This window comes from Nocardia sp. NPDC058244, assembly GCF_042882065.1.
In the GTDB taxonomy this organism is placed as follows: Bacteria; Actinomycetota; Actinomycetes; order Mycobacteriales; family Mycobacteriaceae; genus Nocardia.
In genome coordinates, this window is sequence record NZ_JBHVWX010000003.1 from 276,344 (window position 1) to 290,613 (window position 14,270).

The following is a 14,270-nucleotide window of genomic DNA, read 5'->3' on the forward strand; positions in this document are numbered from 1 at the left end:
AGGGTGGCCACCGGCACCGCCGCTGACCCGTGGGCGAGTCGGGTGGTGAGACGACGCCATCGCCACGGAGGGGCGCTGGGTCGCCAGCACCAGGTGGATACCGGCGGCGCGGATGTCATCGGTGTCCCTCCGGCGCATCGAAGGTGTGCGTGACGGGCGCCTCGGCGCGGTAGGCAGGCCATCCCGGATCGCCGTCGGTGGCGAAATCGACCCACGCGCGATGCATCTCGTCGGCCAGCCGCTGCGGCGGGTGCTCGCCGGTCAGCGCGTGCGCGCGGTCGAGGGTGTCGAAGACGAACGGCAGTTCCAGCGCGTGGCACGCGCCGAGTCCCAGTACCTCGGTGGACCAGCCGAATTCGTAGAGATAGCCGGAACCCCCGGCGGCCTCGGCCAGCTTCCGGGCGGGTTCACCGAAGATCCGGTCGGTCACGATCTCGCAGAAGACATCGCCGGGCGTGGGATTGGATCGGCGCGGCGTCCACGCGGCGACGGCCGCCGGGCCGATCCCCGCGCGGGCCAACATCATGGGCAGCGTCTGCTCGTCGATCCCGGCCACGAGCCCCAGTGGCACCGCGAAGAAGCGGAACTCCTCGGCATTGGTGCCGACGAGGAGCGGAACGCCGCGCCGCGTGCCCGCGCGCACCAGGTCCAGCGGCACCCCGGACACGAGATCGTCGTCGATGACCGGGAACATGCTCATCAGACCGGCTCCGCCCGCGATCACCGAGGCGCCCCAGCGCGACGGATCGGGGTCGATCGCCAGTGCGGTTCCCACGTCGGCCTGAGCCTGCAGCAGGCGCTCCGGCGACAGCTCGCCGAAGTCCGCCGCGGTCGCGGAGGCGGCCAGCAGCTGCGCGACCTCGGCGGTCACCCGAGCGGCATCCGTCGCGGTGGCCACCGCCGAGGCGTTGCCGCTCTGCAGGACGGCGCGGCGGAACAGGCCCGCGGCGGGCGCGGCGGTCAGCAGACACGCCACGCTGATCGCGCCCGCGGACTCGCCGAACACGGTGACATTGCCGGGATCGCCGCCGAACGCGGCGATGTTCTCCGACACCCAGCGCAGTGCCAGCACCTGGTCGTGGAGGCCGCGATTGAGCGGGGCGCCGGGAAGCACGGCGAACCCCGGAATGCCGAGCCGGTAGTTGATCGACACCAGCACCACACCGTCGCGGGCGAACGCGGCACCGTCGTAGAGCGGATGCGAGTTCCCGCCGCGGGTGAACGCGCCCCCATGGATCCAGACCAGCACCGGCAGGCCGGCGCCTGCCGGGTCCGGCGTCCAGACATTGAGGTTCAGGCACTCCTCGCCCGCGATCGCCGGGCCGCCGATGAGGGCCTGCATCGGTCCCGGATAGGGCAGCTGGGGGCAGGTCGGCCCGAACTCGTGCGCGTCCCGCACGCCGGTCCAAGGCATCGCTGGTTCGGGCAGCCGGAATCGCGCCGGACCCACCGGCGGGGCGGCGTACGGAATGCCGAGAAAGCTCGTCACACCGTCGGCGCTGGTGCGGCCCCGTATCCGTCCGCCACTGGTGGACACGATCGGTTCCGCCACGGTCTTCGTCATCCTGACCCGCCTCTCCCTACCGATCGATCGATCGGCTTCGTGATCAGGGTCACAGACGGGCCGCTACACTGTCAACCGATCGATCGTCAGGGAGACAAGGAGTGGGCATGCCAGGACCCGACGTCCGGGAGATCGCCCTCCGGCAGCGCAGGCTGGCCGCCGAGGCGCCGACGCTGCCCGAGGCGGCGACCCCGCCCGGGACCCGGGGCGCGATCCTGCGAGCCGGGCTGGTCCTGTTCGCCGAGCACGGCTTCCACGGCAGTTCCATCCGGCAACTCGCCGCGGCGGTCGGCATCACCACCGCCACCCTGTACGCGCACTACCCGTCCAAGGACGACGTGCTCGTCGAGCTGGTCCGGATCGGGCACGAGGAGATGTGGCACCGGCTCAGCGCGGCGTCGGCCGACGTCGCCGCACCGACCGCGCGGCTGACCGCCCTGGTCGAAGCCCACGTCCGGCTGCACATCGACTACGCACCGCTGGCGGTCGTCGTCAACAACGAACTCCACGCCCTGGCCCCCGAGCGGGCGGAACCGGCGCTCACGATGCGCGACAAGTGCTTTCAGCTGCTCGTCGACACGATCCGGGACGGCGCGGACGCCGGCGAGTTCACGGTCGACGATCCGTACCTGGCGGCCATCGCGATCGCCAGTATGAACATGCGGGTAGCCAACTGGTACGACCCGAACCTGAACTACCGCCCCGACCAGGTCACCGCCCAGTACGCCGGGTTCGCGCGCGACATCGTCCGCGCCGGGTGACACCGGCCGGGAATCGCGCGTCAGTGCTCCGAGGAGCCCGGTTCGCCGCCCGTTTTCCGGTCGACCGGCCCGACCCTGCGTGGCTTCATGGTCGGCCGTTGCCCCGCGGGCGACGACTCCGTCCCGGCGCGTTTCCGGCGCGACGCGCCGAAGTCAATGACATTGCGCTCGTGCTCGACGCTCCCGCCGCTCGGCGGCACCGGCCGCCCCTGCGCGTCGGCAGACCACGAGCCGGTCTCCCCCTGCAACTCCGCGCGGGTCACCGGGCGGGTCGGCGCCGGGTCGTACACGGCCTCCGGATACCAGGGCAGGCGCCGGGCCTCGCCGGCGTCCTCACGGCCTCGCCGCGGCCGCCGCGGCAGCCGGACGACATTCGACGCTCCGGCCTCGGCCGCACCGGATCCACCGTCGGCGGCCTTCGACTCTTCCCACTTCCGACGCAGCTGTTCCACCGCGTCGAATCGATTTCCACCAGGCCCCGACCCGGCTTCCTGGTCCGACATCGAACTAACCGCGAACAGGCGTCGCGACACCCATCGATCCCACAGCGGCGGACACTCCGAACTTCCTCTCAGGTCTTTCCTTCACCTTCACATTCTGCATCAAGACACCCATGACTCGTCTTCGACCCGGCTCGGGCCGGCTAGGTGCGGGTTTTCGGGGTCGTCGGTGGGGTCCTGGCCTCGCTGCGGTACTGATCCCACCAGGAGGCGCTCTCGTTCGGCGCGGCGCTCGGCTCCTTCGGCGGGGCCGACGGGCTGGGGATGCCGAGGGCGCGCAGCCGCCAGTCGTCCTCGGGGATCGCGGCGACGATGCGGACGGGGACGACGGCCGTGAGCAGCAGGTAGTTGCCCACGCAGATCATCAGGCAGACCGGCGGGATGGCGACGACGGTCGCGATCCCCAGGGTGCCCAGCTCGATCGGCTCCCTGGCGATGGCGATCACGTTCCCGAAGACACTCGCCAGCACGGCGGCGACGAGCAGCAGCTCGTAGACCCGCACCAGCGAGGTGGCCTTGTCGTCACGGATACCCACGAGGGTGATGAAGGTACAGGCCACCAGCGCGACGGTGAGCCCGGCGACGACCGGCCACAGCCAGGTCAGGTCCTCGGGGACGCCCGCGATCCGCGCGAGGGTGGAGGTGAAAGTGAAGGAGGCGATCGCCGCGGCGACGACAAGTAACAGCCCTAGGCCCACAAGCAGCTTCGGCACGGTGAACGGAACAGGTCGAGGGAAAGGGTCCGTGTGGTCCATCAGGCTCCATCCTACGGGCTACGGCCACCAAACATGCAGGCCCTCAACAGGGTACGGCCACGCGCGCGGTAGACACCGTCCAACGATCACCCCGCCATGAGGTGTTCGATCAGGCGGATCAGGACCTGCTTGGCGGATTCCCGATCGCGCACGTCGCACAGCGTGATGGCGACCTCGCCCGAAATATCCAGCGCGACACGGATTTCGTGCTCGTCGTAGACGTCGGCGCCGTCGAAACAGTTGACCGCGATGAGGAACGGGATCCGCCGGGACTCGAAGTAGTCGATCGCGCCGAAGGAGTCCTCGAGCCGGCGGGTGTCGGCGAGCACGACCGCGCCCAGCGCGCCGACCGACAGCTCCTTCCACATGAACCAGAACCGGTCCTGGCCCGGCGTGCCGAAGAGGTAGAGCACCAGCTGCGGACTCAGCGTGACCCGGCCGAAGTCCAACGCGACGGTCGTCGTGGTCTTGGTCTCCACGCCGGTCAGATCGTCGACCTCGGCGCCGAGGGCGGACAGCCGCTCCTCGGTGCGCAGTGGCGCGATCTCGCTGATCGTCGTGACGAGCGTGGTCTTGCCGACGCCGAAGCCGCCCGCGATCAGGATCTTGACAGCATCGATCGCGCCGAGTTCGGTCCGGCCCGCGAGATCAGATTCCGCGAATACCATCGAGCACCGCCTGGAGAAGTGTCGGGTCCGGCCCGCTCGAGGGCGGTGCCGGCGATCGGAAGATGACGTGCCCGGATTGGATCAGGTCGCTGACGAGGACCTTCACCGCGGCGAGCAGCAGATCGAGGTGGGCCGCCAGCTCGGCGAGGGACAGCGGCCTGCCTCGGCAGAGCCGGACGATCTCGGCGTACTCCCGATCGAGCCCGGTCAGATCGCTCTCCGAGCGCACCGCGACGACGAGCGTGAGGATGTCGAGCGCGTGCAGGTCCCGGCCCGCCCGGCCCCGCGTCACGGCGAACGGCCGCACCAGCATGCCCGGGTCGTCGGTGAACTCCCAGCCCTGGCCTTCGCGTCGGTTCACGGCATCGGGGGCACGCGCAGGGTGTGCGGCGACAGGCGCGGCGCGGCGCTCAGCTGATCGCGAACCTGCCCGACGATGACGTTCATCTCGTAGGCGACCAGGCCGAGATCGGCCTCGATCGCGGCCAGCACGGCCAGGCACGCCCCGTGTCCGGCCTCGGTCACGATGAGGTAGCCAGCGTCGAGTTCGACGACGGTTTGCTGCAGCGCGCCCTTGCCGAAGCGGGTGCCTACGCCGCGGGCCAGACTGTGCAGTGCCGAGGCCATCGCGGCCAGGTGCTCGGCGTCCTCGCGGGTCAGCGCACTCGATCGGGCGAGCGGCAAGCCGTCCGCGGAGAGCACCAAGGCGTGTTCGGATCCCGGCGTGCGATCGATCAGCCCGTCGAGGACCCAATCCAGGGTCTGACGCCCCTGCATCGTCGCGTCGTTGTTCATGTTTCTGACCATCCGTTGTTTCTCGGGTCGGGTGCGGCGGAGTTACGCGCCTGGAAAGTGCCCTGCTGGAAAGCCGACATCGAGCGGCGGATTTCCGTCGCCGGGCGCCCACTGTCCGGCGACGGCGGGCGTGCCGCGGTGGGCGGCTCGTCGGCCACCTGGAGCTGCGGTGCGAGGTGGGTCTGCTTGCGCCGTTTCGGAAGCGGGGCGCGCCGAGTACCGGTGCTCGCCGTCGGGAGCACCAACGGGGTGACCCGATCGGGCGCCGCCTGCTCCGTCGGCGCGGCGCGCACTCCGGCCGGTTCGTCGAAGACCTCGCCCGGCCAGGGCGGCAGCTGCGGGAGATCGTGGCCGCGCGGCACCGTCTCCGCCGCATGGCGGGCCCGTGCGCGCGGCATCGGCACGGGCTCGTCGACGTGGTCTTCGGGCTCGGCCGCGAGCAGCTCGGCCGGAATCAGCACGATCGCCTTGACCCCGCCGTAGGCCGAATCGTGCAGGCTGACGGTGATGGAGTGGCGCTCGGCCAACCGGCTGACGACGAAGAGACCGAGTGGACGGTGCCCGGCCAGCGCGATCTCCTGGAAGTCCGGTGGCTCACGCAGCAATTCGTTGAGCCGTTCGCGCTCCTCGAACCGGATGCCGAGACCCTGGTCCTCCACCTCGACCACGACACCGCGACCCACCCGGTTGCCCTGCACCGACACCAGCGACTGCGGCGGGGAGAAGAGGGTGGCGTTGTCGATCAGCTCCGCGAGCAGGTGGATGAGGTCGGCGACCACCCCACCGAGCACGTGGACCTGCGGCAGGCGAATCGCGCTGACCCGGGTGAGGTCGTTGGTCTCCGAGACCGCGCTGCGCACGATCTGTTCGAGCGCGACGGGTTGCCGCCAGCGCCGCCCCGGCTGTTCGCCGCCGAGGATGAGCAGGTTCTCGGCGTTGCGGCGGGCCCGGGTCGCCAGATGATCCAGCTGGAAGAGCAGTTCGAGATGCTCCGGATCGTGCTGTTCGGACTCGGCGATGTCGAGCACGTCCAATTGGCGGCGCACCAGCACCTGGCTGCGATGGGCGATGTCCAGGAAGACCTTGTTGAACCCGTCCCGCGTCCGCGCCTCGGCCGCGGCCGCGACCATCGCGGTACGTTGCGCCGCGCCGAATGCCAAGGCCACCTGACCTATCTCGTCCTGCCCGGTATCGAGCATCGTCGTCTCGGCGACGACATCGACCTGCTCGCCGTCATGGATCCGGCGCACGATCGACGGCAGTGTCTCGTTGGCCAGCTCCAAGCTTCGCGAACGCAGCGAACGCAACCGGCGGATCAGGCGGTTGGCCAACCGCAGCGCCATGACGAAGGCGCCGATCGAGATCACCGTGATGAGAGCGGCCACGGCGAGCGATCGCTGGATCGACCGATCGGCCGCGGCCGCGGCCTGCGCGTTCGCGTAATACACGTGATCCCGGAACACACCGATGAGTTCGGCAGCCACGACTCGCTCGGCCGCTTGCCATTCGGTGAAGGGGATCTCGAGAGTGCCGCGCTCGGCGAGCAGCTCCTGTGATCCGGTCGCGGTTCGCCATGCGGCGGTCTCGACGAGCCGGGCGACGCGTTGCCTGCCATCGTCGGTGAGTCGTCCGGTCAGACCTTCGAGCTGGTGCCGATATCCGCCGACGAGCTGCGCGAAGATGCGGCGTTCCTGGACCGAGAGCGATTCCTCGCGGGCCGCGCGCGCGGCACCGATGGCGAACGCGCGGGAATGCAACTCCGCCATCTGGAACAGATCCGCCGCGGTCATCTCCGCCGCGGCGGTCCGTGCGTCCGGGACGGCGATCGCGAGGCCTTCGAGGCCGGTGGCGATGACACCGGCGAGTCGACGGTAGAAGTCGTCGACGGAGCCGATATCGGTGTGCCCCAGATCCACTGCCTGCCGAACCCCGGGCGCGGCGGCGACGAGATCGACGTAGACAGTCGAGGACTTGTCCACCCCGTCCGGCGCCAGCCTCTCCAGCTCCGGTGTACGGCGGCCGATCTCGGCGAGCGCGGCGTCGGTCCTGGCTCGCTGTGCCGGCAGTCCGGCCGCCGACGTCGAGTCACCGTTCAGCGCGGCAAGACTCAGCGATCGCTCGTTCTGCACTTCGATGATGAACACGACGAGCGGATCGACCGCGTCGTTCAAATGCTTCGACCACTGGGAAGCCGCGCGCGCCTCGTCCACGAGAACGGCGACAGTGACCGTCCCGGTGAGAAAGAGTGCCGCACAGGGAACGAGCGCGATCGCCAGCACCCGTATCCGGATACTCGTACCCTGCCGTCGAACCCACGACCCCCGGACCCTCGTCTCTGTCACAGCCGGATGTTCTCCCCCGGGCCAACCCCGGCGGCATCGGCAACACCGGACCAGCTGTCCGCGTCGCTGACGTCGACCATGGCACGCTCCTGTCTCGTACGGATGTTCGTAGCGAGATCAGTAAATCCATTGCGGGAGTGCGCTTGTAGCCGCCGAACGGCGCGATTGTTCCGGGAAACTCCGCCGGATGGCGGTATCGCTCAGCGGGAGCTGACGCAGACGACGTAGCGGCGCTGGCCGTAGACGACACCGCGGTCGCCCGCCGTGCAGATGTTCACGTCGGTGGTGTCGTGACGGATTTCCAGGACGCGGACCCGGCCCGGTACGGCGGCAGTGCATTCCACGTGCCGGACCGCGCCGCCGGACAGGTCGACGCAGCCGCCGACCGTCCAGTCGATGTCCAGGCAGAGGGTCTCCTGGAGGCCGCCGGGGAGAGTGCGGGGTTGGGAACGGTCGACGTCGCCGGGGCAGTGGGCACCCGCCGCCGCCAATTCCGTGACCTTGTAGTGAGAATTCGCGCTGCCGCACGCGGCTTGCTGAATATCGGCCGCGCCCAAATCCACACAATCGCCGACGCTCAGATCCACGCGGGGAATCCGGGACGCGGATTTACTCAGTGTGGACGCGACTCCACCGGACAGCTCGAGAATAGTACCCAGCGGCTGAGTTCCCGAAACCTCGGTAAAGGAAGTTGTTGCGGCAGAATCGTCCTCAGCCGGTCCGGACATCCGCGCGCCCAGCCCCGCGATCACCGACAGCGCCCCGTAGAACGTCCCTGCCAGGGCAAACACCGCCACCACCGACACGCCAGCCACGGCCAAGTTCTTTCGACGCGCCATCTGTGTTGTTCCTACTCGTCCGCTGGACGCCTCCCGACCGACGCCCCACTGCTTGACAGTTCATACACGGCCGCACACGAACGTGTCGAATTGTGAATCTGCGCAGTTTTACAGCGGAAAGCTGGTCCGGCGCCCAAATGAGCACGGATAACTATCCGGCGAAAAAGGGTGCTAGGGTCTGCCCGATCTCACTGGCGGACACCACGGTTCGTGCCCCTCGGCACGCCGGTCGGCCGGGCTGTCTTCGTCATGCGTAAAGGAAATCCCTGATGAAACTCGGTCTTTTCCCTGCTACCGCGCTCCTGGTCGGCACCGCCGTCTGGATCACCTCCGGTGCCGCCGCCGCGGAGCCGGCCGCGCCGACGCCCCAGGCCACCACGTCCGGGGTAGACCGGTCCGTGCGCTACGAGGCCACCCTCACCGAGTTCTCCCGCGTGCTGACCACCACCGTCACCGGCGGCACCTTCACCACCACCGAGGACAACACGGCGGTCACCCTCACCTCCGACGCGGGCGAGGTCGTCACCCACATCCCGCTCACCTACGAGATCTCCGGCGCGAAGATGCGGGTGGCGCAGACGATCTCCGACAACGGCCGCCACCTCGTGCTCACCCCGCAGGCGAACGCCACCGAGATCGGCGAGATGCAGACCATCAGCCCCATGTCCCAGCTGACGAACGAGATCAACCGCAATGTGGTCGGCGTGGTCGTCGGCGGCCTGCTCGGCGGCCTCATCGGGACGGTCCTCGGTTTCGGCTTCCTGAGCATCATCACCGGCCCGGTCGGCCTGGTCCTCGGCGCGATCGCCGGCGGCTACGCGATGGGCGGCCAGCCGTTCCTCGACGCCGTCACCGCCGTCGTCAGCGGTCAGCCCTGACCGACGCCGATGTCGCGCCGCTCGTGGATCCACCCTCCCGAGCGGCGCGAATCTCCTTCTCCCCCTCGACGGCCCGATCCGGGCCCAGTGCGCCGGTGAGCCGTCGACGACGTGCCCCGGCCGCGGTGACAGCTCAGTCCCCGCCGTTTCCCCGATCCCTGCGGTCGTAGCGCCCGGCAGCGAGCCCGGCGGCCACGGCGTTCGTCGCCGCCCGACCGGCGGTGTCCAGTGGCGCCGAGGATCGGGTGGTGCGCGCGAGCAGAACGGCGCCCTCGATCAAGCAGAAGATCTCGACCGCGACCTCGCGTGCGCGATCGGCGGCCATCCCGGCCGTGGTGAAGCGCTCGGTGAGCACCTCCAGCCACGACTCGAACGCCGCGGCGGCGGCAGTCCGCATCATCTCGTCGTTGTTGGCCACCTCCAGGGCGATCGTCGCGATCGGGCAGGCGTAGCCGTACTCGGTGTCCTCGAGCAACTCGGCGGTCTGGACGAAGGAGGCCGCCGTCGCCTCGACGACATCGGCGCCCGGCGGATAGATCGACTCGAGCAGCTCGCGGTACCGCGCCCCGCCGTGTGTCAGCGCCGCGGCGCCGAGTTCCTGCTTCCCACCGGGGAAGAAGTGGTACAACGATCCGTACGGAGCCTCGGCCGCGGCGAGCACCGCCTTGATGCCGGTGCCCCCGAAGCCCTGCCGGCTGAACAGCTCGGCCGCGGATTCCACTAGGCGGGTGCGCGTTTCGGGCCGCTTTCCAAGGGTTGACGAAGAGGGAGACATGACCCTAGGGTACCCCACTAGATCAATCTGTCGCATGTGACGCTCGCCCCAGGCGACCCCGAGCCGACGAGCCGCATCAGCACCTACCCCCGCGTGCACGACCATTTCCGATCCGGCCAGGTCGCACCCCCACGCCCGGCAACCACACCGGCCCCACCAGGGACCTCGGGCGGTCCAGGCGTCCCGCCCCACACCGCGTAGGCAAACCGGTATTCCGACAGACTTCACATGATAGATTGATCTAGTGACTACCGATACCCGCACTTTCGAGCTCCGCACCTACGAGGCGGTGCCAGGCAAGTTCGACCAGCTCCTGGCCCGTTTCCGCGATCACGCCACCGCCCTGTTCGAGAAACATGGCATGACCAACATCGGCTTCTGGGTGGCGGCCGACGACGAGGGCAAACCCACCGAGACGCTGGTGTACCTGGTCGCCCACGCCAGCCGGGAGGCCGCACAGAAGTCATGGGAGGCGTTCTGGGCGGATCCCGAATGGACCGCCGCCCGCGCGGACGGTGAACAGGTCACCGCCAGCGCGACGTCGAAGTTCCTCGACTCCACCGACTTCTCGGCGCTGCGCTGATATGACCTCGCTGTTCGACCTCACCGGACACGTCGCGCTGATCACCGGCGGCAACTCCGGCATCGGGCTCGGCATGGCGCACGGGCTCGCCCGCTGCGGCGCCGACGTCTGCCTCTGGGGCACCAACGCCGAGCGCAACGAGAAGGCGGCCACAGAGCTGGCCGCGCACGGTACCCGGGTCAAGGCGATCCGCTGCGATGTCGGCGACGAAGACGCCGTGACCACCAGCTTCGCGCAGACCCTCGACCATTTCGGGCGGGTCGACTCCTGCTTCGCCAACGCGGGCGCCCGCGCGTCCGACACCCCCTTCCTCGAGACCAGCCTCGCGGACTTCCGCGCGGTGGCCCGGGTCAATCTCGACGGGGCGTTCCTCACCCTGCGGGCCGCGGCCAGGCACATGGTGGCGCGCGGAGGCGGGGGCGTGCTGGTCGGGACATCGAGTGTGTCGGCGTTGCACGGCGCCCCGCGCGGTCAGTCCTACGCGGCGAGCAAGGCGGGCCTGTCCGCGATGATCAGGAGCTGCGCGGTGGAACTGGCGCGCTACGGGATCAACGCGCACTCGCTCATCGTCGGCTGGACCGAGACGCCGCTGCTGTCCCGGGAGCTGGACAACCCGACGTTCGGACAGAACGTCATCAAGCGGATGCCGCACCGCCGCTGGGGCGAGCCGGACGATTTCGCCCGGCTCGCGGCGTACCTGGCGGGCGGCGTCGGCGGATTCCACACCGGCGACGAGATCGTGATCGACGGCGGCTACTCGATCTTCTGAGGATCGACCCGGCCGCGCGAATTCGTCTGCGGCAGAACACCATCGAAACGGCGACGGGGTGGTGACGGCAACGTCACCACCCCGTCGCCGCGTCGGTCAGAGATCGGCGAGGCGACGGAACCGGCTGCCGTGGAAGACGAGTGGCGCGGCGTCGGGATCGGCGCGGAGCCCGTGGATCTCGAGCAGGGCGACGGTGTGATCGCCGGCCAGGATCTCCGAATGCAGGGAACAGTCCAGCCAGGCGGTGGCGCCGTGCACGAACACCGAACCGCCCGATGTCTGGTCCCAGGCGACATCGGCGAACCGGTCGGCCGATTTGCGGGCGAGCCGCAGGCAGATGTCGTCGTGCCCCTCGGCCAGCACGCTGATCCCCAGCCGGCGCAGGTCACGCAGCCGCGTCCAGGTGGACGAGGACTCCTGGATACAGACCGACACCAGCGGCGGCGCGAGCGAGACCGAGGTGAACGAGCTGGCGGCCATCCCCACCGGCTTCCCGTCGACCATCGCGCACACCGCGGTCACCCCGGATGGGAAGCACCCGAACGCCCGCCGCAGCGGGGCGGGGTCGGCGGTGATCGGTTCGAACGCCATCTCGGTGACGACGGGGACGGACTGGTTCACGAGGGTCTCCCAACTTCTGGCCGTCGCGAGCGCGCCGGCGATCGCTCTCCCGCGGCGCGCCGACCATGCCGCGGATCGAATTGATAGATTGATCTAATTGAGCGTAGGTGCCGGGCTCGTACCCCGTCAACAGTGCCGTTCCGGGTCGCCACCACGACCCGGCGGTTGGCGGGAAATCGGTCACCACCGCGCACCGGATGGCGGGTACCGGGTGCGCGGACCAGCCGAAAGACTTCGTCTCAGAGCAGACAGACCAGTACGTTTCCTCGGGAAAGGACACCGATCATGAGTTGGCCGACAGGAGAAACCGCCTTCGTCACCGGTGCGGCGTCGGGTATCGGTCTCGGCATCACGCGGGCACTCGTCGCGGCCGGCGCGAAGGTCGCGCTCGCCGATATCGATGGCGCGCGCCTAGCCGATATCGTCGCGGAACTGACCGCCGCCGGTGGCACGGTGACGGCGGTGGAACTCGACGTCAGCGACGCCGAGCAGTGGGAAGCGGCCGCGGATCGAGCCGAGGCCGCGCTGGGTCCGATCTCGATCCTGTGCAACAACGCCGGGGTCAGCGGCGGCGGGCCGATCGATCGGATTCCGCTCGAGGTGTGGCGGTGGGTCCACCGGATCAATATCGACGCCCAGTTCATCGGCGTCTCGACGTTCCTGCCGCGGTTCAAGCGCCGGGGCGGACGCGCGCACATCATGAACACCGCCTCCATGGCCGGGATCGTGCCGATGGTCTCCGTAGGCGCCTACGTCTCGTCCAAGTTCGCCGCGGTCGGCTTCTCGATGGTGCTGCGCGAGGAGTTCCGGGGCACCGATGTCGATGTATCGCTGTTGTGCCCCGGCACCGTGGCGACCCGGCTGAGCACCACCGCCGAAGAGGCGCAGGCCGAACTGCTCGGCCAGGAGGTCGACGCCGAGGCCGCCGCGCAGAACGGCGCGCTGCTCGCCCAGGGCGCCGATCCGGACCGGGTCGGCGCGCAGGTCGTCGAGGCCATGCAGGACAGGCAATTCCTGATCATCACCCATCGGGAATGGAGTCCGCTGGTCGCCCGGGTACACAACGAGGTCGAGCGCGCCTTCACCGAATTCGACGGCAGGCACGGCCCCGACGCGACGGCCCAGCTGCTGATCGACGGTGCCGAACCGATCGCCTCGTGAGAGGAAGCGACTCCCCCGCCGTGCACGGCGAGGGAGTCGCGGTCGGGCGCTTCAGCTCAGGGTCGGGTCCTCGCCCACCCGAACGAGCAGCTTGCCGAAATTCCGTCCGGTGAGCAGGCCGCGGAAGGCCTCCGGCGCGCGGTCGAGGCCGTCGACGATGTCCTCGCGATAGCGGACCGTTCCGTCGGCGACCCAGCCGGTCATCTCCAGCAGGAAGTCCGCGTGATGGGTCGGGATGAACTCGTCCTGGATGAAGCCGCGCACGGACAGGCTCAGCGAGAGCGCCTGGAAGAGGAAGGCGGACAGATCCAGCCGGTCCCGCCCGGACGGGGACAGCAGGGTGTTGTAGGTGGACACCACCCCGCACACGGGAATTCGGGCGAACTTGTTCAGCCGGCCCAGGACGGCATCGGTGACCGCGCCACCGACATTCTCGAAGTACACATCGATGCCCGCCGGCGTCGCCGCCGCGAGGTCGGCCCGGAAGGTCGGCGAGCGATGGTCGACCGCGGCGTCGAAGCCGAATTCCTCGATCAGCGCCCGGCATTTCTCCGGCCCGCCCGCGATGCCGACCGCGCGCGCCTGCTTGATCTTCGCGATCTGACCGACCGCCGAACCCACCGGTCCGGTGGCGGCGGCGACCACCACGGTCTCCCCCGCTCGCGGCTTGCCGATCTCGAGCAGACCCGCGTACGCGGTGAATCCCGGCATCCCGAGTACGCCGAGCGCCGTCGACACGGGCGCCTGCGCGGGGTCGAGGCGCCGGGTCTGCTTGGCGTCCACGACGGCGTAGGTCTGCCAGCCGGTGAAGGCCAGCACCAGCTCGCCCGCCGATCGGTGCGGGGAGCGGGACTCCAGCACCTCACAGACGGTGCCGCCGATCATGACGTCGCCGAGCGCGAGCGGTTCGGCGTAGGAGTTGGTCGCGTTCATCCGGCCCCGCATGTACGGATCGAGCGACAGGTAGACGGTGCGCAGCAGCAGCTGCCCGTCGGCGAGGTCGGGCAGCTCGGCGACGACGACCTCGTAGTCGTTGTCCTGCGGCTCACCGGCCGGGCGCGCGGCCAGCCGGATCTGGGTGGTCTTGCCACTCATCGGGGTTCTCCTTCGGACCGATCCCGCGACGTTGACACCGGGATAGACGGCCTTTAGTGTCGGCTATTAGATCGTTCTATCTAACACCCAGACATCGTGCCCGTCCACCGGGCTCCCCCGCCCTGCGCGGCACGCGACCGCAGCGGAGCACGGCGGCGCCGGGC

The 14,270-nt window shown here is 69.5% G+C and carries 16 protein-coding genes; 5 read left to right on the forward strand and 11 right to left on the reverse strand.

What is annotated here, in order from left to right:
- Positions 1 to 115: 115 nt before the first annotated feature.
- Positions 116 to 1,564 (reverse strand): carboxylesterase/lipase family protein, encoded by a 1,449-nt coding sequence (locus ACFVW6_RS10975; RefSeq protein WP_378826929.1) that lies wholly within the window; start codon positions 1,562 to 1,564, stop codon positions 116 to 118.
- 107 nt (positions 1,565 to 1,671) lie between these two features.
- Here ACFVW6_RS10975 and ACFVW6_RS10980 point away from each other — a divergent pair, with 107 nt between their 5' ends.
- The gene (locus ACFVW6_RS10980; RefSeq protein ID WP_378826931.1) at positions 1,672 to 2,325 is read left to right on the forward strand and encodes a TetR/AcrR family transcriptional regulator; all 654 of its coding nucleotides are present in this window, start codon (positions 1,672 to 1,674) and stop codon (positions 2,323 to 2,325) included.
- 20 nt (positions 2,326 to 2,345) lie between these two features.
- On the opposite strand, the gene ACFVW6_RS10985 is transcribed toward ACFVW6_RS10980, so the two are convergent.
- From ACFVW6_RS10985 to ACFVW6_RS11015, 7 genes are all read right to left on the reverse strand, one after another.
- Positions 2,346 to 2,828: a hypothetical protein gene (locus ACFVW6_RS10985; RefSeq protein ID WP_378826933.1), complete on the reverse strand. Its 483-nt coding sequence runs from the start codon at positions 2,826 to 2,828 to the stop codon at positions 2,346 to 2,348.
- 140 nt (positions 2,829 to 2,968) lie between these two features.
- Positions 2,969 to 3,580 (reverse strand): hypothetical protein, encoded by a 612-nt coding sequence (locus tag ACFVW6_RS10990; RefSeq protein WP_378826935.1) that lies wholly within the window; start codon positions 3,578 to 3,580, stop codon positions 2,969 to 2,971.
- An 86-nt stretch (positions 3,581 to 3,666) separates the two neighbouring features.
- Positions 3,667 to 4,248, reverse strand: coding sequence for an ATP/GTP-binding protein (locus tag ACFVW6_RS10995; protein ID WP_378826937.1), 582 nt, complete (start codon positions 4,246 to 4,248; stop codon positions 3,667 to 3,669).
- Positions 4,229 to 4,609 (reverse strand): DUF742 domain-containing protein, encoded by a 381-nt coding sequence (locus ACFVW6_RS11000; RefSeq protein WP_378826939.1) that lies wholly within the window; start codon positions 4,607 to 4,609, stop codon positions 4,229 to 4,231. The genes ACFVW6_RS10995 and ACFVW6_RS11000 overlap by 20 nt, the downstream gene beginning before the upstream one ends.
- Entirely contained in the window at positions 4,606 to 5,043 is a 438-nt protein-coding gene (locus tag ACFVW6_RS11005) for a roadblock/LC7 domain-containing protein (RefSeq protein ID WP_378826941.1), read from the reverse strand. The genes ACFVW6_RS11000 and ACFVW6_RS11005 overlap by 4 nt, the downstream gene beginning before the upstream one ends.
- Positions 5,040 to 7,214, reverse strand: a complete 2,175-nt coding sequence (locus tag ACFVW6_RS11010) for a nitrate- and nitrite sensing domain-containing protein (protein ID WP_378826943.1) — start codon at positions 7,212 to 7,214, stop codon at positions 5,040 to 5,042. Before ACFVW6_RS11010 ends, ACFVW6_RS11005 begins: the two co-directional genes overlap by 4 nt.
- A gap of 371 nt (positions 7,215 to 7,585) precedes the next feature.
- Positions 7,586 to 8,224 (reverse strand): hypothetical protein, encoded by a 639-nt coding sequence (locus tag ACFVW6_RS11015; protein ID WP_378826946.1) that lies wholly within the window; start codon positions 8,222 to 8,224, stop codon positions 7,586 to 7,588.
- 269 nt (positions 8,225 to 8,493) lie between these two features.
- On the opposite strand from ACFVW6_RS11015, the gene ACFVW6_RS11020 reads away from it, so the two are divergent.
- A complete protein-coding gene (locus tag ACFVW6_RS11020; protein ID WP_378826948.1) occupies positions 8,494 to 9,102 on the forward strand; it encodes a hypothetical protein in 609 nt (202 codons plus the stop codon).
- Positions 9,103 to 9,235: 133 nt separating this feature from the next.
- On the opposite strand, the gene ACFVW6_RS11025 is transcribed toward ACFVW6_RS11020, so the two are convergent.
- Positions 9,236 to 9,823: a TetR/AcrR family transcriptional regulator gene (locus ACFVW6_RS11025; protein ID WP_378826950.1), complete on the reverse strand. Its 588-nt coding sequence runs from the start codon at positions 9,821 to 9,823 to the stop codon at positions 9,236 to 9,238.
- A 298-nt stretch (positions 9,824 to 10,121) separates the two neighbouring features.
- On the opposite strand from ACFVW6_RS11025, the gene ACFVW6_RS11030 reads away from it, so the two are divergent.
- Together ACFVW6_RS11030 and ACFVW6_RS11035 are read left to right on the forward strand one after the other, a co-directional pair.
- Positions 10,122 to 10,460 carry an NIPSNAP family protein gene (locus tag ACFVW6_RS11030; RefSeq protein ID WP_378826952.1) on the forward strand — a complete coding sequence of 113 codons (339 nt, stop codon included), beginning with the start codon at positions 10,122 to 10,124 and terminating at the stop codon, positions 10,458 to 10,460.
- A 1-nt stretch (position 10,461) separates the two neighbouring features.
- Positions 10,462 to 11,229, forward strand: coding sequence for an SDR family NAD(P)-dependent oxidoreductase (locus ACFVW6_RS11035; protein WP_378826954.1), 768 nt, complete (start codon positions 10,462 to 10,464; stop codon positions 11,227 to 11,229).
- 96 nt (positions 11,230 to 11,325) lie between these two features.
- Here the strand turns inward: ACFVW6_RS11035 and ACFVW6_RS11040 are convergent, their stop codons facing one another.
- Positions 11,326 to 11,820 carry a flavin reductase family protein gene (locus ACFVW6_RS11040; RefSeq protein WP_355279781.1) on the reverse strand — a complete coding sequence of 165 codons (495 nt, stop codon included), beginning with the start codon at positions 11,818 to 11,820 and terminating at the stop codon, positions 11,326 to 11,328.
- 315 nt (positions 11,821 to 12,135) lie between these two features.
- On the opposite strand from ACFVW6_RS11040, the gene ACFVW6_RS11045 reads away from it, so the two are divergent.
- Positions 12,136 to 13,011 carry an SDR family NAD(P)-dependent oxidoreductase gene (locus ACFVW6_RS11045; protein WP_378826956.1) on the forward strand — a complete coding sequence of 292 codons (876 nt, stop codon included), beginning with the start codon at positions 12,136 to 12,138 and terminating at the stop codon, positions 13,009 to 13,011.
- Between the two features lie 51 nt (positions 13,012 to 13,062).
- On the opposite strand, the gene ACFVW6_RS11050 is transcribed toward ACFVW6_RS11045, so the two are convergent.
- Positions 13,063 to 14,106: an NADP-dependent oxidoreductase gene (locus ACFVW6_RS11050; RefSeq protein WP_378826958.1), complete on the reverse strand. Its 1,044-nt coding sequence runs from the start codon at positions 14,104 to 14,106 to the stop codon at positions 13,063 to 13,065.
- Positions 14,107 to 14,270: the final 164 nt, after the last annotated feature.